General features: G+C 75.8%; 17 protein-coding genes. 5 read left to right on the top strand and 12 right to left on the bottom strand.

Features of this window, described 5'->3' with window-relative positions; genetic code table 11:
- Nucleotides 1-16 precede the first annotated feature (16 nt).
- Nucleotides 17-1,216: an MFS transporter gene (locus SXIN_RS29760; protein ID WP_019707886.1), complete on the bottom strand. Its 1,200-nt coding sequence runs from the start codon at nt 1,214-1,216 to the stop codon at nt 17-19.
- Nucleotides 1,217-1,672: 456 nt separating this feature from the next.
- Here SXIN_RS29760 and SXIN_RS29755 point away from each other — a divergent pair, with 456 nt between their 5' ends.
- Complete coding sequence (locus SXIN_RS29755) at nt 1,673-2,293, top strand: L-threonylcarbamoyladenylate synthase (protein ID WP_019707887.1); 621 nt, start codon at nt 1,673-1,675, stop codon at nt 2,291-2,293.
- Nucleotides 2,294-2,432: 139 nt separating this feature from the next.
- Complete coding sequence (locus tag SXIN_RS29750) at nt 2,433-3,779, top strand: jacalin-like lectin (RefSeq protein ID WP_019707888.1); 1,347 nt, start codon at nt 2,433-2,435, stop codon at nt 3,777-3,779.
- A gap of 67 nt (nt 3,780-3,846) precedes the next feature.
- On the opposite strand, the gene SXIN_RS31675 is transcribed toward SXIN_RS29750, so the two are convergent.
- Complete coding sequence (locus SXIN_RS31675; protein ID WP_019707889.1) at nt 3,847-4,023, bottom strand: hypothetical protein; 177 nt, start codon at nt 4,021-4,023, stop codon at nt 3,847-3,849.
- 224 nt (nt 4,024-4,247) lie between these two features.
- A complete protein-coding gene (locus tag SXIN_RS29740; protein WP_095757821.1) occupies nt 4,248-5,534 on the bottom strand; it encodes a transglycosylase family protein in 1,287 nt (428 codons plus the stop codon).
- A 1,377-nt stretch (nt 5,535-6,911) separates the two neighbouring features.
- Here SXIN_RS29740 and SXIN_RS29730 point away from each other — a divergent pair.
- Nucleotides 6,912-8,177 (top strand): sensor histidine kinase, encoded by a 1,266-nt coding sequence (locus SXIN_RS29730; RefSeq protein WP_095757820.1) that lies wholly within the window; start codon nt 6,912-6,914, stop codon nt 8,175-8,177.
- Nucleotides 8,174-8,848 (top strand): response regulator, encoded by a 675-nt coding sequence (locus tag SXIN_RS29725; RefSeq protein ID WP_019707890.1) that lies wholly within the window; start codon nt 8,174-8,176, stop codon nt 8,846-8,848. The genes SXIN_RS29730 and SXIN_RS29725 overlap by 4 nt, the downstream gene beginning before the upstream one ends.
- Before the next feature lie 108 nt (nt 8,849-8,956).
- Here the strand turns inward: SXIN_RS29725 and SXIN_RS29720 are convergent, their stop codons facing one another.
- The 9 genes from SXIN_RS29720 to SXIN_RS29680 all read right to left on the bottom strand — a co-directional run bounded on the left by SXIN_RS29720 (nt 8,957) and on the right by SXIN_RS29680 (nt 19,291).
- The gene (locus SXIN_RS29720; protein WP_050930714.1) at nt 8,957-10,183 is read right to left on the bottom strand and encodes a serine hydrolase domain-containing protein; all 1,227 of its coding nucleotides are present in this window, start codon (nt 10,181-10,183) and stop codon (nt 8,957-8,959) included.
- Nucleotides 10,184-10,474: 291 nt separating this feature from the next.
- On the bottom strand, nt 10,475-11,329 hold the full coding sequence (locus SXIN_RS29715; RefSeq protein ID WP_039820666.1) for a hypothetical protein: 855 nt from the start codon (nt 11,327-11,329) through the stop codon (nt 10,475-10,477).
- Between the two features lie 287 nt (nt 11,330-11,616).
- The gene (locus tag SXIN_RS29710) at nt 11,617-13,494 is read right to left on the bottom strand and encodes a GMC family oxidoreductase (protein ID WP_095758260.1); all 1,878 of its coding nucleotides are present in this window, start codon (nt 13,492-13,494) and stop codon (nt 11,617-11,619) included.
- The gene (locus SXIN_RS29705; RefSeq protein WP_095757819.1) at nt 13,491-15,011 is read right to left on the bottom strand and encodes a hypothetical protein; all 1,521 of its coding nucleotides are present in this window, start codon (nt 15,009-15,011) and stop codon (nt 13,491-13,493) included. The genes SXIN_RS29710 and SXIN_RS29705 overlap by 4 nt, the downstream gene beginning before the upstream one ends.
- Nucleotides 15,008-15,697 (bottom strand): FadR/GntR family transcriptional regulator, encoded by a 690-nt coding sequence (locus tag SXIN_RS29700; protein WP_043466867.1) that lies wholly within the window; start codon nt 15,695-15,697, stop codon nt 15,008-15,010. The genes SXIN_RS29705 and SXIN_RS29700 overlap by 4 nt, the downstream gene beginning before the upstream one ends.
- A 183-nt stretch (nt 15,698-15,880) precedes the next feature.
- A complete protein-coding gene (locus SXIN_RS29695) occupies nt 15,881-16,405 on the bottom strand; it encodes an NUDIX hydrolase (protein ID WP_039820667.1) in 525 nt (174 codons plus the stop codon).
- A 77-nt stretch (nt 16,406-16,482) separates the two neighbouring features.
- Entirely contained in the window at nt 16,483-16,755 is a 273-nt protein-coding gene (locus SXIN_RS29690; protein ID WP_019707895.1) for a FeoC-like transcriptional regulator, read from the bottom strand.
- Nucleotides 16,752-19,067: a ferrous iron transport protein B gene (gene feoB / locus SXIN_RS29685; protein ID WP_095757818.1), complete on the bottom strand. Its 2,316-nt coding sequence runs from the start codon at nt 19,065-19,067 to the stop codon at nt 16,752-16,754. Before feoB ends, SXIN_RS29690 begins: the two co-directional genes overlap by 4 nt.
- Nucleotides 19,064-19,291, bottom strand: a complete 228-nt coding sequence (locus SXIN_RS29680; RefSeq protein ID WP_019706257.1) for a FeoA family protein — start codon at nt 19,289-19,291, stop codon at nt 19,064-19,066. Before SXIN_RS29680 ends, feoB begins: the two co-directional genes overlap by 4 nt.
- 564 nt (nt 19,292-19,855) lie before the next feature.
- On the opposite strand from SXIN_RS29680, the gene SXIN_RS31670 reads away from it, so the two are divergent.
- Nucleotides 19,856-20,014 carry a hypothetical protein gene (locus SXIN_RS31670; protein WP_019707897.1) on the top strand — a complete coding sequence of 53 codons (159 nt, stop codon included), beginning with the start codon at nt 19,856-19,858 and terminating at the stop codon, nt 20,012-20,014.
- The last annotated feature ends 90 nt before the right edge of the window (nt 20,015-20,104 follow it).

The raw sequence follows: 20,104 nt of genomic DNA, 5'->3' as shown, positions 1-20,104 counted from the left end.
TCCTTCCGAGACGGGGTCAGGTTCCGGGCGCGGCCGGGTGCCGGGTGACGTCGCGCAGCCGCGGCAGGCAGGCGAGCGCGAGGAGCGCGACGGCCGCCGTCACGAGGTAGAGGGTCCGGTAGCCGCCGAGCCGGGTCACCAGGGGCGCGGCCAGGACGGGGGCGAGCAGCTGGGGCAGGGTGCCGGCGATGTTGGCGATGCCCAGCATGGTCGCGCGGCTCTCCTCGTCGGGCAGCACCTGCGTGATGACGGCCATGTCGACCGCGACGAAGAACCCCCAGCCGGCGCCGACGAGGACGGCGGCGGCCAGGACGGCCGGCACGGCCGGCAGCAGCGCCATCAGCACCGCGCCGCAGGCCAGGAGGCCCGCACCGGCGGCGATGAAGGCGCGGCGCCGGCGCAGGCGGTCCGACAGCACGCCTCCGGCGGCGGCGCACACCCCCGCGACGGTGACGTTGAGGAGGGTCACGGCCAGCACGAGGGTGCCGGGGTCGCCGGCGCCGACGGCGTCGTCGAGGTAGTAGTACAGGTAGAGCAGCACCAGCGCGTTGACCAGGTTCAGCAGGAAGCGGATCAGCCAGGCCCAGCCGAACTGCCCGCCCGGGCGGAGCAGGACCGCCCGCCGGGACGCGCGCGCCCGGACCTCGGGCGGCGGGCCGGACGCGGCCGGTTCGCGGTGGACGAGGAGCAGGCTCACGGCGAGGGCGGGCACGGCGACGGCCAGCGCCGCGTACCCCAGGGCTCCCTCGCCCAGGGCCACCGCGACAGCCGTGCCGAGGACGACGCCCGCGATCTGCGCGACGCCGAAGAGTGCGCCGACCGTGCCGCGCTGCCCGTCGGGCACCCGGTCGCCGAGCAGGGCGGCGAGCGCGGCCAGGGGGCCGTTCAGGCCGACCTGCACCAGGATCCAGCCGGTCATCATGCCGGTGGCCGAGGTGGCGTCCGAGAGCACCAGCAGCCCGAGCACGCCGACGCCGGTACCGGCCACGAACACCGGCCTGCGCCGTCCCCAGCGGGAGCGCAGCCGGTCCGAGACCGCGCCCCAGAGGGGATTGGCGGCGAGGGACGCCGCCGCCCCGTATCCGGTGACCAGGGCCAGCAGCGCTTCCTTGCCCTCCGGGCCCGCCAGGCGTCCGGCCTGGGCCGGCAGCAGGATCTGGATCGGGCCGAACCAGCCCGCCGCCACGCCGGCCATCGCCAGCACATAGGCGGTCACCCATCTCCGTCCCACCCGGGGCGGTGCGGTCTCCCCGGCCGCGGGAGGCACGACGGGGATCCTGCGCGCGGCCTCTCCCGCGGGTCCTCCGCCGGAGGGCGTCCCTCGCCCGACCATGCCCCCATCACCCGGCCGTCTCTTTGGTCGATCACGTGATCCAGCAAAATGGCAGCGTAGGGCCGGGAGGCCGGGCTCGGCCAGTGAGCGGCACGGTCTTTCCGGCGAGGCAACCATCTTCCGGCGCTGCGGCGTTGGCCGGGCCGTGGTGCACGGACCGGTGCGGGACGGGACCGCGGACCGCGTACACGCACGGCGGGGGCCCCGGGGCCGCAGCCGCGCATCCGGACGGAGCCCGGCCTTCGCGGTCCTCCCCGCGCACCGGCCGGCCCCGCCGCCGCAAGCCCCGAGCAGCCGCCGGCCGGCGGCACATGCGTTCTGATCACGTAGGGTCGGCGAATGGCGAAGTATTTCGATGTGCATCCGGAGAACCCCCAGCAGCGCACCATCGGCACGGTGGCCGACAGCATCCGCTCCGGTGCGCTCATCGCGTACCCGACGGACTCCTGTTTCGCGCTGGGATGCCAGTTGGGCAACCGTGACGGCATCAGCCGGATGCGGTCGATCCGCAATCTCGACGACCGCCACCACTTCACCCTGGTCTGCCGGGACTTCGCGCAGCTGAGCCAGTTCGTGCGGGTCGACAACGACGTGTTCCGCGCCATCAAGGCGGCGACACCGGGCAGTTACACCTTCATCCTTCCCGCCACGAAGGAGGTGCCGCGCCTGCTGCTGCACCCGAAGAAGAAGACGGTCGGGGTCCGCATCCCCGACCACGTGGTGACGCAGGCGCTGGTCGCCGAACTCGGTGAGCCGCTGCTGTCCACCACCCTCCTCCTGCCCGACGAGGAGGAGCCGCTGACGCAGGGCTGGGAGATCAAGGAACGGCTCGACCACGTGGTGGACGCCGTGGTGGACTCCGGCGACTGCGGCACCGAACCCACCACGGTCATCGACTTCTCGGACGGCGTGGCCGAGATCGTACGCCGCGGGGCCGGCGACACCGCCCGCTTCGAGTAACGGCCCGGGCGCGGAGGCGGCGAGCCGCCCCTGCCGCGGACCCGGCCGGTCACCCCCTCTTGTGCCGGGGCGAGTTGGCGTGGAAGGTGATCCTCCGTCCCCGCCCGGCCCCACCACCCCACGGGAGGGTCTCCCCCTCATGCGCAGACTGCTCGGCACCCTCGCCGCCGGTGTGATCGCCCTGACCGGCCTCGCCGTCCCCGGACCCGCCCCCGCCGCGGCGGCCGGCCCGTCCGCGGTCCCCGGCGCCGCCCCGGCCGGCGGCTCCTTCTCCGTCCTCACCTACAACATCGCCGGGTTGCCGCTCGGGCTGAGCGACAGCGACCCGGCGGCCAACACCCCGCTGATCGGGCAGCGGCTGGCGCCCTACGATCTCGTGAACGTCCAGGAGGACTTCAACCACCACGCCGCCCTCTACGCCCATGACACCCATCCCCACCGCACCCCCACCAGCGGCGGTGCCGGCCTCGGGGACGGTCTCAACACCCTCTCCGGTCACCCCTTCCAGGACTTCGAGCGGGTCCGCTGGAAGGACTGCACCGGCACCGACTGCCTCACCCCGAAGGGCTTCTCCCTCGCCCGGGTCCGGCTCGCCGAAGGGGTCCACGTGGACCTCTACAACGTCCACACCAACGCCGACGTCACCGAGCCCGCCCTCGCCGCGCGCCGGGCCAACATCCGGCAGTTGTCGGACTTCATCCGCACGCACTCCGCCGGCAACGCCGTCATCGTCATGGGTGACACCAACACCCGCTACACCCGCACCGGCGACACCATCCGCACCCTGACGGAGGCCAACGGCCTCACCGACGCCTGGGTGGAGCTGGTGCGCGACGGTGCCGCGCCCGCCCCCGGCAGCCCGGCACTGGTCTGCGACAAGGCGGCGCCCACCGACACCTGTGAAGTCGTCGACAAGATCCTCTACCGTTCCGGCCCGCTGGTGAACCTGACCGCCACCGGGTACGGCAACGCCTGGCGGCGGTTCCTCGACGCCGAGGGCGGGCATCTCTCCGACCACTACCCGCACAGCGCCGCCTTCGGCTGGTCGCTGCCCGCCGACCGCCGCGCCGGCGACCTCTTCGGCGGCCCGCACGGCACCGCCTTCAACGACGCCGGCGCGCTCCCCGCCGCGCCCCGGGTCCGTACCCTCACCCTGCGCGGCGGCGCCCGTCTGGACTCCGTCGCCCTCGCCCTCGACGACGGCACGGTCCTCGCCCACGGCGGCACCGGCGGCACCGCCGCCTCCCTCACCCTGGCCGAGGGGGAGCACCTCACCTCGGTGACGCTGTCCCGCGGCCGCAAGGACGGCCGCACCCGGATCTTCTCCGCCGCCTTCACCACCGACGCCGGCCGCAGCCTGTCCGCCGGCGCCGCCACATCGGACTCCGCCACGTTCACCGCGCCCGCCGGCTGGCAGATCAGCGGCTTCACCGGACGGGCGGGCGACGAGATCGACAAGCTCGGCGTGATCTACACACCGCGGTGACCACGGCACGCGGGCGCGGATGCCGGGACGGCCGCCTTCACGGCCTGCCCGGCGTCCGCGCCCGGCGTCAGCGTCTGCGGCCGCCCCGGCTCAGGCCGCTTCCGATGCCCGCCACGTGCAGGGCGAGCAGGCCCAGTCCGAGCAGCATGAGATTCGTGGACGAGAAGACGTCGTTCGTCGAGAGATCCGCGGCGTTGATGAGAAACGCGATGAAGAACAGAACCGCCGCTGCGATACCCAGCATGGTGCCTCCCCTGAAGATGTGGTGAACACCGTGTGCCCCCGGTCGCCGGCCGGACACCCTCACACCCGTGCGGGGCCCGTACCGCGCGCCCCGGGCGGCGGGTACTCCGGGACGGAAGCACGGGAGACCCCGGCCGGGTCCGGTCGCCGGGGCACGGAGCGGGAAGCCCCGGGAGGCGGCCGCAGCGCGCGGACGGCCGCCTCCCGGGAGTCCGCGTGCCCCGCTCAGCCCGTTCCGCCGGAGCGCAGCGGGCCCAGCGGGTCGGTGTCCGAACCGTAGGAGGGGCTGGTCCGCACCTCGAAGTGCAGGTGCGGGCCGGTGGTGTTGCCGCTGGAGCCGGAGTGGGCGATCAGCTCGCCCACCCGGACGTGCCGGCCGCGGTGCACGGCCGTGGAGGCGAGGTGCGCGTACTGCGTGTAGAGGCCGTTGGCGTGCCGGATGACGACTTCGCGGCCGTACGCGCCGCTCCACCCCGCCGACACCACGACCCCCGCGGCCGCCGCACGGACCGGGGTGCCGGCCGGGACCGCGTAGTCCACGCCCGTGTGACGGCCGCTCGACCACCACCGGCCCCGGGCCCCGTAGGGCGTGCTGACGGGAGCGCCGACCGGGGGCGCCCACTGGCTGCCGCCCGGCTTCCGGGCGCCGGAACGGGAACGGGTTCCGGGGCGGGAGTCCCCTCCGGAGCCGGAGCGGGCGGTCTCGCGCCGGGCGGCCGACCGCGCCGCCTTGCCCGGCTTCTCCCGCCGCGGGGCCTCCGCCGACCGGCTCGCCCGGCCACCGGGGACGACCAGCCGCTGACCGGGCAGGATCAGGTCCGGGTCGGGGCCTATGGTGCGGCGGTTGGCCGCGTAGAGGCGCTTCCAGCCGCCGGCGCCCAGCCGCTGGGCGATGGCCGACAGGGTGTCTCCCGCAGCCACGGTGTAGGCGGTCCGCCGGCTGCCGGACCCGCTGCCGCCGGGTGCGGCGGGGGCGGTGGGGCCTGAGCGGGGAGCCGCGGTGGAGCCGGCGGCCTTGCCGTCCCGGGCCTGGTGGCCGTCCCGGCCGCTCTTGCCCTCGCGGGCGTTCCCGCCGCGGCTGCCGGCGCCCGCCCCGGCCTCCCTGCCGGCTCCGGCCGCCGCCTCGCCGCCGCCGGAACGGGTCAGCCCGGCCCGCCGCGAGCACACCGGCCAGGCGCCCGGGCCCTGGCCGGCCAGGACCGCCTCGGCCACGCTGATCTGCTGGGCCCTGGTGGCCAGGTCGGCCCGGGGGGCGTGGGCGGTGCCGCCGTAGGCCTCCCAGGTGCTCTGCGAGAACTGCAGCCCGCCGTAGTAGCCGTTGCCGGTGTTGATGTCCCAGTCACCCCCGCTCTCGCACCGGGCGACCTTCTCCCACACCCCCGCCCCGGCGGCGGTGGCGACGCCGCCTCCGGGGAACGGCAGGACGGCGACGGCGCCTCCCACCGTCAGGGCGAGACACACCGGCAGGATCCGGCTGGGCAGACGACGGCGGTGAACTCCTCCAGCGGCCATGGGCCTTGGTCCTCTCCGCTACGCGTTCAGGGCTCCCGTCCCGGGTCGGTTCCCGGGGCGGACTGGTCCGAGTAGCGCAGCCGTGCCCGGCCGGTCACAAGGCGCACGGAGCCGCGCCGGGGACCGTGCGCCGCCGTGCGCCGCCGGCCGGGTCCGTGATGCTCCGTCAGCGGGGAGGGGGCGGGCGCACGGTCGTCGGCGCGGACGCACACGGCGCGGCGGTCGCGGCGGCAGTGCCGGTTCCCCGCGCTGTCAACCCCGTGGGCCGGCGGACCGGGCCGGGACGCTCCGGGGGCTCGGGCGTGCCGCGGGCGCCATTCCCCGCGGAGCCACGGAAGAGGCGGCGGTATTCGGGGGCACCGGCCGCCCGCGTCCCGCGGAACGGATTTGCCCGGAAAGGCGTGCGCCGCGGCGGACCGGCGGGCCGGGGCAATTGCGCCCGGTGCGACGGGCTTTCGGAGGGACGGCCGCGCCGCGGCAGCGGCCGTCGTATCGGGAAGACGGTGAACCGTGAACTTCCCCCGGTGATCCGGGCGGTCCCGGAGTTCCGCGCCGGCCCGTCCCGCGAGGGCCCGCCGGGGGGATTCCCTCCTCCCCGGCGCGCCAAGGCCCGGAGCCGTTACGGCCGTTCACCGCCCGGTAGTCCCCCGGCGGTCCGTACGCGGCCGGCCCTCGCCGTGCGCCCGGGTGCGGGCCTCACCGCCCATTCCGGCGGAAATGCGGGAACACGGCGACCCACACCTCCGGAACCGGGCAAATTTTCGATGCTCCGGCGCATGGCGGGCTTCGGCCGGCCCGGACTATCCTGGAAGCTCCGCCGGTCCTTTCGCACGGCCGGAGTCCGCCCGCGGCAGCGGTAATGCCCGCGTTTTCCCCATCTTCTCGTCCCTCCCTTCTCCGGCGCGCCCGCACGCGGAACCGGCGGGCGCCGCCCGGCCCTTCCCGCCGCTCCGCCCGAGCCGCCGGCCTGCTGAACGGGGTGGCCGCGCCGGGGGACCCGGCCGTCCCGCGGCCGGCGCGGCGCACCTACGCCGGACGGCCGGGGCCGTGCCCGCCGTTCCGCGGGCACGGCCCCGGCCGGCGGCATGCCCCGGCCGTGGACGGCCGCAAGCCGGGGGCGTACACCGCGCCGCCGTGCGCGAGGGAACGCCCTCCCGGGCAACAGGCCCTCCCCGATCCGGGGTCCGCTCCGGCCCTCCGCCTCCCGCCGGGCCGCGCGGGCACCGGCGGGGCCCGGGCCGCCGGCTCGTCCCCGCGGTGTTGCCGGCTCCCTCCCCCTTCCTCCTTTCGGATGAGCACCCCGCGGAGGAGGGCGGGCCCGCGGGCTCACCCCTGAGGCCCCATCAGTCCGCCGAAGGGCGCGCTAACGTTCGGGCCATGGCGTTCATCGACGCGCTCGCACGGCGCCAGCTCTCCCCCGCCGCCCTCGACACGGCGCTGGCCGTGGTGTTCGCCGCCGGAGGACTCGCCGCTCGCGAGGACGCCCCGGCCGAGTACGTGAAGGAACCCGGGCTCGCCGGGATCCTGCTGATTCTGCTCACCACCCTGCCGCTGGCGGCGCACCACCGGCGCCCCCTGCCGGTCCTGCTCACCATCGCCGCGGCCCTGCTCGCCCTGCGGGGACTGGACTACGCCCGGCCGCTGGTCGGGCCCTGGGGCGGCCCGTCCGTCGGGTTCGTCCATCTGGCGCTGGCGACCGGGGTGTTCCTCACCGCGCTCAGGTCCGGCCCCCGTACCGCCGCGTGGGCGGGTTTCGCCCTGATCCCGGCGGTGGCCGTGGCGGAAGCCCTGTTCATGCCCGCGTACCGGCTGCCGACCGCCGTGACCGTCATCGTGCTGCTGACGGGCGCCTGGGCGCTGGGCCGGCTGTTCATGGCGCGCCGTCTGGCGGCGCGGGAGACGCTGCTGCGGGCCGCGGCGGTCGAACGCGAGCAGGCGGCCAACGCCCGGGCGGCTCTCGCCCGCGAACGCACTCGCATCGCACGGGAGTTGCACGACATCGTCGCCCACAACGTCAGCCTGATGGTCGTCCAGACGATCGCTGCCGGCCGGGTGCGGGAGCGTGATCCCGGCACGACGCGGGATCTGCTCCGGACCGTGGAGGAGACCGGCCGGGCGACGGTGACGGAGCTGCGGCGGCTGCTGGAGGTCCTGCGGACGGACGACGAAGCGGACCGGGACCCCAGCCGCGAACCGCCCCAGCCCTCCACCGAGGCCATCCCCGCCCTGGTGGAAGCCGTGCGGGCGGCCGGGCTGCGGGTCGACTTCAGCCGCACCGGCACCCCCGCGCCGCTGCCGGCCGGCTCGGAGCTGACGGCCTACCGCGTCGTCCAGGAGGCCCTGACGAACGCACTCAAGCACGCCGGCCGGGCCCGGTGCCGGCTCGCCGTCGACTGGCAGGAGGCTCCCCGCCTGCTGCGGCTGCGTGTCTGCGACGACGGCGGGCGGCCGGGCGGCGGACCACCGCTCGCCGCGCCCGCGGCGCAGGGCGCCGGACACGGCCTCACCGGCATGGCCGAGCGCATCGCGGCCGTGGAGGGGACCCTGCACACCGGGCCGCGGCCGGGCCGGGGGTTCTGCGTCCACGCGACGATCCCCGTGCCCGGTCCCGCGTCCGCCCTCGCGCCGGGAGGCAGCCCGTGACGTCGTCCCCGGTCCGCGTGCTGCTGGTCGACGACCAGCCCATGATCCGCACCGGTTTCCGGCTCATCCTGGAGGCCGAGCCGGACATCGTGGTGGCCGGCGAGGCCGCGGACGGTGCCGCCGCCGTCGAGGAGACCGCGAGGCTGCGGCCCGACGTCGTCCTCATGGACATCCGGATGCCCCGCCTGGACGGAGTCGGGGCGACCCGGCTCATCACCGGCTCCGGCGCCCGCAGCCGCGTGCTCGTGCTGACCATCTTCGACCTCGACGCCCATGTGGTCGACGCGCTGCGGGCGGGGGCGAGCGGCTTCCTGGTGAAGGACGGCCCCGCGGACTCGCTCGTGGAGGCCATCAGGACGGTGGCCGCCGGCGAGGCGGTGCTGTCGCCCCGGGTGACCCGCAGGCTCCTGGACCGCTTCGCGCGGCTGCCCGGCGACGAGCCCCCGCCGCCGCAGGGCCTGCAGATCCTGACGGCACGGCAGGTGGACGTTCTGCGGGCCCTCGCGCAGGGGCTGTCCAACGCGGAGATCGCCCAGCGGCTGTCCCTCAGCGAGACGACGGTCAAGACGCACGTCGGGAAGATCTTCGACAAGTTCGCCCTCCGCAGCCGCGTCCAGGCGGTCATCCTCGCCTACGACACCGGTCTCGTCTCGCCCCGGGAGGGCTCCTGAGCGGCGGGAGCCGCGCCGGCCCCGGGCGCCGCGGGCCCGGGGCGGGCCCGACCCGAGTGCGGGACGGAGAGCCGGGAACCACCGTGACGGCGGCACCCGGCCGGTCCGTCACCCAGTGCCGCAGAGCGCGTGGTCGATCAGGTCTGCCGCCTCGTCCCCGGCCGGTGCGGGCACGCCCGGCTGCGGCACCATGGTCTGGGTGTTGACCGAGACCATGACGCTCCGGGTGCCGTCCCCGGTGACGCCGTTGCGCGTCTTGAAGCCGGGAATGTCGCCCCCGTGGAGCCAGGCGCCGCCGCACGAGGTCGGGGCCCACATCAGGCCGAGGCCGTAGCGGACGCCCGGCCACGCGCCGTCGAACCCCCCGGCGCGGACCGTCTTCTTCATCTCGGCCAGTTCGGCCGGCCGCAGCACCTTTCCGCCCAGGAGGGCCCGCAGGAAGCGGTTGCCGTCCTCGGTGGTGCTGATCATCTCGCCGGCCGCGCCGCCCCACGACGGGTTGCCGACGGTCACGTCGACGGGCTCACTCCACCGGGGGTCGGCCGGGTCGGCCTCCAGGCCCTTCTCGGCGAACCGCTGGTAGCCGACGGCGTGCGGGCCGGGAATGAACGGGAAGGTGTCCGGGGCGTAGGTGTGGCGGAGCCCGAGCGGTTCGATGACACGGGTGCGGACCTCGTGCTGCCAGCTGTGCCCGGTGACCTTCTCCACGATCATCCCGGCCAGGATGTAATTGGTGTTGGAGTAGCCCCAGTCGGTATCGGGCGCGAAGACGGGGGAATGGCGCATGGCCAGCCGGACGGCCTGCTCCGGCCGAACCGTCCTGAACCGGTTGGGCCCGTACTCCTTCTCCAGGAACAGGTAGGGCAGTTCACGCACGTAGTCGTGCAAGCCGCTCGTGTGCCGCAGCAGCATCCGCACGGTGATCGCGCGTCCGTCGTTGCCCCGGCCGGAGACGAGACCGGGCAGCCAGTGGTCGACGGTGTCGTCGAGGGAGAGTTTGCCCTCGCCGACGAGCTGCAGCACGGTGGCGGCCACGAACGTCTTGGTGAGACTGCCGATACGGAATCTCGCGTTCCAGGGCACCGGCGTCCTGGCGTCGGTGTCGCCGAATCCGCTGCGCACCTTCACGGTGCCCCGCGGGGTGCTGAGAGCGGCCAGCACACCGGGAGCGCCGAGGCGGAGCAGTTCGTCCGCGTCGCGCTGGAGTGTCGCGGTGTCGGGGCGGTGACCCGCCTCGGCAGTGCCCCGGCCCGCCGTCTCCGGTGCCGCGGCCGCCTGCCCCGTGACGCCCAGCACCGCGGTCACGGCCATCAGAATTGCCAGTGGTTTCCTCATGCCGGGAACGCTATGCGGGGCGGCCGCGCACGGCGTCCGCCCGGAAAACGATCTCCGGGGGCCGTTCCGGGGGTACGAAAGGACCGTGCCGGGGCCGTCCCTCCCACCGGGGGATGACGTGCTCCGGTACCGCCGCCGGGACCGGCCCGGGGCGGCGGACACGGGGCGGCCGTCAGCGGCCGTGCCGGGGCCGGGCCCCGGCGGCGCTCGTGCGGCCGCCCCGTCCCGTGCCGGTCCGCAAGGGGCCGGGCCGACTTGCTCGGACCGCCGCCGGAACAGTGAACTCCCGTATTACGGCGCCTCGTTGAGCCCGCAGGCACCGAGGGCCTCCAGCCCCTGGGGCCGCTCGCCGCCCTCGCGGTCGATCGCCTGTCCGATGCGGTCCAGCACGGCGCCGCGCTTGTCCTCCAGGGGGCCCAGGATGGCGTTCCGCACGAAGTTGGGACCGCCCTCACCCTGCGAGCGGATCAGCCGTTCGTTCGCCTCCGCGATCTGCTGCTCCAGGCCCGCGAGTTCGCGGTCGATCTGGGACCGGGCTCCGGCCGGTATGGCGTCGGGGAGCTGGGAGCGCACGTCCGGGCAGTCGACGCTCGCCGCGCCCGCCCCGGAGGCCCCCTCCTCCGGTACGCCGGCGCCGACGCCGTTCTCCTCGCCGCCGGGCGGCGCCTCCTGGTCGCCGCCGTCGCCACCCTGCTCACCGGCCCCGGCCCCGGCCGACAGGCCGCACGGGGCCAGGGTCTCCAGTCCCTCGGGCTTCTCGGCCACCCGGCCCACGGCCGTCTCGATCCGGTTCAGCGCCGCGGTGCGCTTGTCCTCCAGGGGGCCCAGGATGGCGTTCTGCACGAAGTTGGGACCGCCCTCACCCTGCGAGCGGGCCAGCCGGCTGTTCGCCTCCGCGATCTGCTGCTCCAGGCCCGCGAGTTCGCGGTCGACCTCGGCGCGGGCCTGTGCGGGGATCTCCGGCAGCCGGCCGTCCGTCGACGGGCAGCTGATGACCTGGGCGGCGGCCTGCCGCCCGTCCGGCGCGGCGCCCTCCTGCCCGGCGAACGCCCCGGTCACGGCCACTCCCCCGGCCACCACCGCGGCCCCCGCCAGCCCGAGGACCATCACCCGGTACTTTCGGTTCCTGCCCCTTGCTCGCGACATGCTCACCTCTCGGTCCTTCACTGACAGGAGACGGGAGCCTGCCCGCGGCCGGCCGTGCGTCCGTGGCCGGGGTCTCCCGGTGTGACGCCCGCGGCCGGAGCGGGGAGCCGGTCCGGACCGAGCCGGAACCACGCCGCCGCGGTGTCACCCCCGTCCATACGGAGCGGAGGCGGCGAACGCTCATCCCGCCGTGCCGGCCGTCCCGGAAGCGGCCGGGCGCGGACCCCGGCCCCGGCCGCCCGGCCGCCCCGGCCGAACGGGAAGGCCGGGCACCCGGAGTCCGCCGCTCAGCCGCCGGCCGGCGCCCCGCCCGCGCCCCCGCGCTCCACGCAGGCCCGGGTGACGGCCAGCGCGGCCGCCATGATGCTCAGCTGCGGGTTCACCTCGGGGCAGCTCGGCAGGACCGACGCGTCCGCGACCAGCACACCCCGCACCCCTCGCAACCGGCCCTCGTGATCCGCCGGGGAGCGCTGCGGGTCGCTCCCGGCAGCGGCCGTACCGCTCGGGTGGAACGCCGACAGATGGAGCGCCCGCGGACCGCCGCGGGCCAGCGCCTCGTCGAGCCCGTCGAGAGAACGGGCCCGGGGTGCGGCCGGAAGGCCCGTCAGCACCTCCTCGGCGCCGGCCGCGAACAGCACCGCGCCCATCGCCCTTACGGCACGCATCAGCCGGTCCCCGTCGCGGCGGTCCAGGTCGTAGCGGACCAGGGCCCGTTCGCGGCCCAGGACCCGTCCCGACGGGCGGTCACCGATCATGGCGCCCAGCGTCGCCAGATGTCCGCTCTCCTCCAGCTCGCGCCGCAACTCCCGTCCCGCGCCCGGCAGGACGAAGCTCCCCATGCCCGGCGGCGCGGCGGTCGCCTCGATGAGGATGCCGTCCCCGCGCAGTTCCTCCACGCCCACGCTCTGCAGGACGCCGGGGCCCGCGGTGACGTCCTCCGCGAACCGTCCCGCCACGCTCGTCGCCGGGTGCACACTGAGGTTCCGGCCGAGCCGCGGATGCCCGCCCAGGCCCGAGCGCCGCAGCAGCAGCGGTGTCTGGACGGCTCCGGCGGCGGCCACCACCAGCGGTGCCAGGATCTCCGCCTCCCCGCCGCCGCGCCGCCGCAGACGTACACCCGCCGCGCGCGGACCGCCGGGAGCGTCGGGGTTCACCAGGATCCGCGACACCCGGGCGCCGGTGACGAGCCGGGCCCCCGCGGCGCACGCCTCGGGCAGCACGGACAGCTGCACGCTCTGCTTGGCACCGCTGGGGCAGCCCGCCACGCACGCGCGGGAGCCCCGGCAGCCGGGCGCGTTGCGGCGCAGCGGTGCCGCCCGCCAGCCGAGCCGCTCCGCCCCGGTGAGCGCCAGCCGGCCGTTGCCTCCCAGGACGTCCAGGGGCTGGCGGGCGACCCGCAGGCTGCGCTCGGCCTCGTCCAGGAAGGGGCCGAAGCCTTCGGCGAGCCGGAACCCGAGGCCGTCGCTCCAGCGGCGCAGGACGTGGTCGGGGGTGCGGTAGCACGTGCCCGCGTTGACCACCGTGGTGCCGCCCACCGCGCGGCCCTGCGGCAGCAGCACCGGCGGAACGCCCACGGCGAAGGAGGAGCCGCCGTCGCGGTACAGCCGCGTGAACCGTTCCAGCGGCGGGCGGGCGGCGAACCAGCCGGTGGTGTGGTGCTCGCCCTCCTCCAGGACCACGACGGACATCCCCGCCCGTGCCAGGGTCCGCGCGGCCATGGCGCCCCCGGCGCCGGAACCGATCACGACGGCGTCGGCGGTGGCGCGGGCCGGCCAGTGGGCGGCGGGGGTGCAGTCCAGCGGGGGGTCCGGCGGGGGCGGTGCCGGGGCCGGGCCCGCCGGGCCGGGCCCGTGGTGGAGCATCCGTTCGGTGCCTCCGGCCAGGATGACGGGCATCTTCACCACGTCGAGCAGGGCCGTGAGCCCGGGGCGGGCGGCCAGTGGGGCGAGCACCGTCTCGCGCTCACCGGCGGTGAGGGCGCCGAGCCGCCGCCCGGTGCGGGCCAGGGCGTAGCCGTCGGCGGCCGCGGCGGCGGCCCGCAGTCCGAGCCGGGCGTGGGCGGGCATGGCCGCGACGGCGGCTTCGAGCCGGTCCCCCACGCCCGCCGTCCAGGGTTCGGTGCCGTCGTCGGCGAGAAGGGCGGCGGCGAGTGCGTGCAGGCTCACCGGCCGCCCACCTCCGCGTGCGCGGTGCCCGCCAGCGTCCACTCCTTCTCCGGGCGCCAGTGGCCCCACCAGCGTTCCAGGAGGATGCGGGCGTCGGCGGTCTCGCTGTTGCGGCAGACGGAGAGGCTGCCGTCCGGGTCCCGGTACTCCAGCGCGAGGGTGCGTCCGGGCGGCTGGGTGACCTCGACGCGGATGCGGCGGAGCCCGGCGCGGCCGGTCACCGTCCAGACGGGCAGGCCGATGCGGGCGCGGAACCGGCCGGGGCCCGCCCAGCCCGCGGCGGAGCGCTCGGCCCGCCGGGGCCAGGTGCGGCCGCCGTGCCGGAGGCGCAGGAAGACCAGCGGGGGCAGGCGGCGCAGCCCCGGGCGGGCCGAGACGGCGGCGACGATCTCCAGCACGCCGTCCTGCCCGAGGTCCGCGTGGAGCCAGGCCCAGCGGCGGGCGTTGCCGTGCCCGTAGATGCGGGCGGAGGCGCCGGGGGCGGCGCGCAGGGCGAGGGTGCGGCCCTCGTAGGAGAAGACGCCGTCGTACGAGGCCCGTGCGGCGGGCAGCATCTGTGCCGCGGGGAGGAGGGGGCGGCGCCAGGACCAGCGGGGAAAGGTGAACAGGGGTGGCTCCTCGGGCCGTTCGGCCAGATCCCAGGAGAAGCCGCCCGCCCGGCCCGCCAGCCGGCCGGGGACGGCCAGGACGCCGCCGGCGGTGAAGCCGTCGTCCGGGGCGGGCCCGGGCCCGGCCCCGCCGGCGCTCTCCGCTTCCGGCTCGCGGACGGACCCGCCGGCCGGCGCACCGGTGGTCGCGCCGGCGGGTGATCGCCCGGGCCACGGTACGGGCCCGAAGCGGGCGTGCCGGACGGGACCGTCCTGGGGGAACGCGGCCGCCCAGCCGTGCGCACGGGGACGGGAGCCGTCGGTGGGGGCGGTCAGTTCGTGGTGGAGCCAGATCCCGGTGCCGGTCGCCGGGTCGGTGAGGGTGGTGTACCAGACCTCCGTGCGCCCGGCGGTGCCGTCCCACCGGGGGGCGAGGTGGCGGCCGTCCGCCTCCGGGCCGTCCGGGGTCTGCGTGTTCCGCCGGTCCGCCGGGCGCGGGAAGCGGAAGCTCGCCAGGAACGGCAGGAGTCCGGTGGCCAGGGGGAAGCGCAGGGCGCCCTCGCCCACACGTGCCCCGTCCTCGTACAGCGTGAACGGCAGCCGGGTCATCGAGGTGAGGGGGTGGGCGGGTGTCACCGACTTCCAGCCGTCCAGGAGCAGCCGGCGGTCCCCGGCGGTGAACGGGACGCGGTAGCGGATGCGCCGGCGGGCGAGCGGGGAGATCTCCAGCTCGCCCGTGGCGTGCGGGTCGTCGGCCAGGCCGGTGATCCGGACGCGGCCGGTGAGCCCGGCGCGGGTAGTGGCCCAGGGGCGCAGCACGCCGCCGGCCCGGGCGTGCAGGTCGAGGCGTATGCGCCGCGGCGGCTCGCGGCCGTCGAGGCGGACGGTGCCGAGCATCGTCTCGCGGAAGCGCGTCTCCCGCGGGCTCATGAGTCCTCTCCCGCCAGCATGATCCGTTCGGTGGCGGCGAGGTACTCACCGGCCGCCGCGTGGGCGGCCCCGCCGTCGCCGGCCACGACCGCTTCGACGACCGGGGCCAGCCGGCCGTGGGCGGCCGCCGGGTCCCCGAAGGGCGCGGCCAGCGCGGAGCGGATGGGCAGGTAGGCCTGGAAGAGGGTGTTGGTGAGGAGGACGTAGACGCGGTTGCCGGTCGCCCTGGCCAGGGCCCGGTGCACTTCGACGTCGGCGAGCTGCACGGCGTCCGCTCCCTCGGCCGCGGCCACCGCCGCCAGCAGGGCACGGAGCCCGTCCCGCTGGGCCGCGGTGGCCCGGACGGCGGCGCGTTCGGCGATCAACGCGCCGACGGCGCGCCGTACTTCGAAGACCTCGCCGATCCAGCCGGAGCTGTGCCGCACGAGCATCGGCAGCAGGTCCGCCCCGCCCAGGCGGGCGTAGTCGCGGACACGGGTGCCCACGCCGTGCCGGGTCTCCAGGAGCCCGGCCTGGACCAGCCGGCCGAAGGCGTGCTTGAGGGTGGTGCGGGTGACACCGTAGCCGTGCGCCAGTTCGCGCTCGGGCGGCAGGTAGTCGCCCACCGGGTGACGGCCGGCGAGGATGTCCTCGCGCAGCCGGTCCTCCAGTACGTCGACGATGGTCTGACGAGGCAGCGCCTCCACGGCATCCCTCCCGGGAGCGTTGACCCGAGCCGGGTTGGCTCAGTGGATGAGCCACTCAACCAATAGCCACCGACTCGGTCAACCCTTCCGGTACGGGCGAGGGGTGACAGCAGCACTTCCTCGCAGGCACAGCCGGGTGAGGGGGAGGACTGGGCGGCCCCGCCACCCGGCCGGCCCCCGCGCTCAGGCGAACGCCCCCGGCACCAGCTCGCGGTAGCGGGCCGCCGCGTCGAGGCTGTCGGAGACGAAGGGCCACTCCTCCAGCGCACGGTTCAGGGCCGCCCCGGACAGCCAGGTGTGACCGGCTATCTCGGCCGGATCGGGGGCGATCCGCTCCGGTTCGACGACCGCCTCGTGCACCGCGAACCAGTACGGCGACAACTGCCCGTCGCACAGGAACCGGAACACCGGCCGCACCGGCGCGCGGACCCCCAGTTCCTCGTGCAGTTCCCGGGCGGCCGCGTCCTCGTACGCCTCCCCCACGCCCACCGCCCCGGCTATCAGCCAGCTGTACTCACCGGGGAACCGGGAGCTGTTCCCGGGGCGCCGGTGCACCAGGTAGCGGCCCTCCGGGTCCCGGCACAGCACCATCGACATGCGGTAGAGCCACCGGTTGCGGATCGCGTCCCTCCTCCCCACCACACCGATGACCCGGTCCTGTTCGTCGACTCGTTCGACTCGTTCGTCTCGTTCGTCTCGTTCGTCCATGACGTGATCCTCCACGATCGGGCTCCGCCGCGGCGGCACTCCCGCCCGGAGGGCTGCGGCTCCGTGCGGACCCGGTGTCAGGAGCGCCGCGGGCGGACGCCGATGGTGATGAGGGCCGGGGCGCTGCCGGGGGTCCTCGTGGTGCAGCCGGACGCCATCGGGCAGCCGCCGCAGCCCCGGGGCGGGCAGCCGGGGGTGATCTCCTCGCGGGTCAGCCGTCCCCGGGACACCCAGTAGTCGAGCATCGCCGAGGCCTCGTCCCGGGACACCCCGGCCTCCCGGGCCACGTCGTCCAGGGTGCGGGCGCGGCCCTCCGTCACCGCCGTGAGCACCCGGCGCAGCGGGCTCATGTGATGAGCCTTCCCACCTGGAAGACGGCCACCGCCAGCAGCCACGCCATCGCCATCATCGTCACCATGCTCCAGAGCGTCAGACGGCGGCCGATCACCGAACTCTGCGCGGCGACCGTCGCCACGCACGGTGTGTAGGCCAGCAGGAAGACCATGAAGGCGAGGGCGGCGGCGGCGCCGTGGCCGCCGGAGGAGTGGTCGAAGGTGCGCCGCAGTTCCTCGCCGAGCGTCCCGGGTTCCCGGCCGTCGGCCGGCTCCTCCGTGCCGTAGGTCTGCGCCATCGTCGAGACCACGGCCTCCTTGGCCACGAAGCCGGGGATCAGGGCCGCGGAGGCGTGCCAGTCGCCGAAGCCCGCCGGGGCGAACACCGGGGCGACGGCCCGCGAGACCCCGCCGAAGGCGCTGTCCTCGACGGCGACCCGGCCGAAGCCCCCGTCCGCGCCCGCTCCGTCCTGCGCGGCACCCAGCGGGATGGAGGAGAGCAGCCACACGGCGGCGACCGTGGCGACGATGACGCCTCCCGCGGTCTTCAGGAAGGCGGCGAGCTTCTGCCAGGCCTGGGCCGCGACCACCCGCGGCAGGGGCAGGCGGTAGGGCGGCAGTTCGAGGACGAGGGCGTCGGCGCGCGCTCCCCTGAACAGCAGGGGGCGCAGCAGCAGTCCGGCGCCGACCACCAGCAGCACCGACAGCACGTACAGGAAGAACACCACGGTCCCGGCGCTGCTGCCGAAGAAGACGCCGGCGATCAGGATGTAGACCGTCAGCCGCGCGCTGCAGGTGACGAGGGGCAGCACCATGCCGAGCAGCAGCCGCTGCCGCCGGTCGCCGAGGATGCGGGCGGCCGAGAGCGCGGGAACGTTGCAGCCGAAGCCGACGATGATCGGCAGAAACGCCTTGCCGGGCAGTCCGATCGTCCGCATCAGTCGGTCGACGAGGAACGCGGCGCGCGCCATGTACCCGGAGTCCTCCAGCAGGCCGAGGAGGACGAACATGATGACGATCAGCGGTGCGAAGGACAGCAGTTGCCCGACGCCCGGAACGATCCCGTGGACGACGAGCCCCGCGAGCGGATTGCCGTCCGGGTCCCCGGTGAGCCGTGCCGCGAAGGTGGCGACGGGCCCGGCGAAGAAGTCGGACAGCCCGGTCTGCAGCGGGGCCGCGAGGGTGGTGGTGGCCTGGAAGACGGCCCACATCGAGGCCAGGAAGACCGGCAGGCCGAAGAGGCGGGAGGTGAGCACCCGGTCGACGCGGTCGCTGCGCGGGGCGCGGGCGGTGCCGGCGTCCCCGCCGCGGTGCACGGCGGCCGCCATGAGCCGGTGCACCCATGCGTAGCGGCCCTCGGCGAGGAGGGTCTGCACGTCCCAGTCCTCGTCGTACGTCTCGTCGTACGTCTCGTCGTACGTCTCGTCGTACGTGCCCGCGCCGCCGCGGGTGCCGTCCTCCCCGGTGCCCTCCTGGCCGGTGCCCTCCTCTGCCGTGCGGCCCTCCGCCGCGGACCGGGCCCCGGCGGCCAGCCGCTCCCCCAGCCGCGCCGCCAGTGCCGGCACCTCTTCCGGAACGCCGGGCACCCGCGCGCCGCTGAGCAGCCGCAGCGCGATCCAGCGCGCGGGGCGGCGTTCGCCGGGAGCCTGCCGCGCCAGGGCCCGGAGCAGGTCCCGTACGGCCGACTCGACCGGCTCGCCGAGGCCGGCCGGGGGCGGCACCTCCCCGTGCCGGTGCACCCGTTCGACCGCGGCCGCGAGTTCCGGCAGGCCGCGTCCCTCCCGGGCGGACACCCGTACCACCGGGGCGCCGATCCCGGCCGCGAGGGCGGCGTCGTCGATCCGCAGGCCCCGCTGCCCGGCGATGTCGGTCATGGTGAGCGCCACGACGAGCGGCACGCCGGTGTCCTTGAGCTGGGCGCAGAGGTAGAGGTTCCGGGCCAGGTTGGCCGCGTCGAGGACCGCCACCACCACATCGGGCCGCTCGGCCGGGTCCGCGGAGACGAGAAGGTCCTGGGTCAGCTCCTCGTCCGGCGAGGCGGGGACGAGGCTGTACGTGCCGGGCAGGTCGGTGACCGACATGAGGTGTGCCCCGGCTCCCCCGGCTCCCCCGCTTCCCCGGACGGCGGGCCGCCAGGTGCCGGAGGCGACCTCGACCGTCTTGCCCGGCCAGTTGCCGACCTTCTGGCGGGCGCCGGTGAGGGCGTTGAACAGGGTCGACTTCCCCGTGTTCGGGTTGCCGACGAGGACGACGCGGAGGGGCGCGCCGTCGCGGACCGCCGTCGCGCCGGGGGCCGCGGCCGCGCCGTGGGCCTCACAGCAGGGCTTCACCGCGGCGCTCCGTGGACGACGAGTGCCGCGGCCGTGCGGTTGTCGAGCGCGGTCCGGGTGTCACCGTGCGCGACCACGAGCCCGCCCGCGAGGCCCCGGGCGAGTACGCGCAGCTCGGTCCCGGGGACGAAGCCCAGTTCGAGCAGGCGCAGCCGCAGCTCGCGGTCGGCCGCGATCCGGCGCAGCCGGACGGGCTCGGAGGTCCGCCATTCGTACAAGGTCACGGTTCGACCCTTCTTCCCGGCCGGGAGCCGTCCGACAGGGCCGGAACAGGACCCCGCCCCGGCCCGATCTGAGGTTAGGCATGCCTAATGTACGTCCGGGCCGGGGGTGCTCCGGCGGGACCAACGGCCCTGATGAGCGGGCCGGCCGGCCCTGCCCGGAGCCGGGCCCCGCGGCCGTGAACGGGGCACGGCGCCGGCACCTCCCGGGCGCGGCGCCCGGAGTGACGGGTCCGGATGTGCGGCGCGCCGGCGATCGCGCGGGTGGCCGGATCCGGCCGCCGGGCCACCGGAGCGGGTACCGCCTGCCACCGCTCCTCCTTCCCACCCGGCACTGCCGCATCTGGAATCACACGCACCGGTTCCCGGGTGCCCGATATCGGAGGGAAGGCCCCGTGCGTCCTGCGCTGACCTGCCGCGGCGGCCTCTTGCCGATCGTCCGCGTCTTGGGCATGATTCGGCCAACCGTCTATGGAACGCCGAACTGTCTTGTGCACAGAGGCAGTTGGGCGGTCCGGCGCCGGCGCAAGCGAGCGATGCGAGTTCCCTTTTCCGATAGGAGAGCACATGGCCGAGCACGCGCAGAACGACGAGCCCCTGTTCGAGGAGTTCGACCACGCGGTGTACTCCCGCTGTTCGAACAACAACATGCCGATGTTCGCGACCTTCGTCCCGCTGAGCGAGGACGAGCAGGCCGAGGTCGACGACGTGCTGGCACTGTCCTGACCTGCCCGCGTCCGCTAGTCGCTCGGGGACCGCTGGTGCGAGCTCGCCTCGCGCGCCGGCGGTCCCCGACCGTGGCACCGTGACCGCCCG

Source organism: Streptomyces xinghaiensis S187 (assembly GCF_000220705.2).
Classification (GTDB): domain Bacteria; phylum Actinomycetota; class Actinomycetes; order Streptomycetales; family Streptomycetaceae; genus Streptomyces; species Streptomyces xinghaiensis.
The sequence above is the reverse complement of the archived record's forward strand: the minus strand, read 5'-3'. Positions and strand labels throughout refer to the sequence as shown.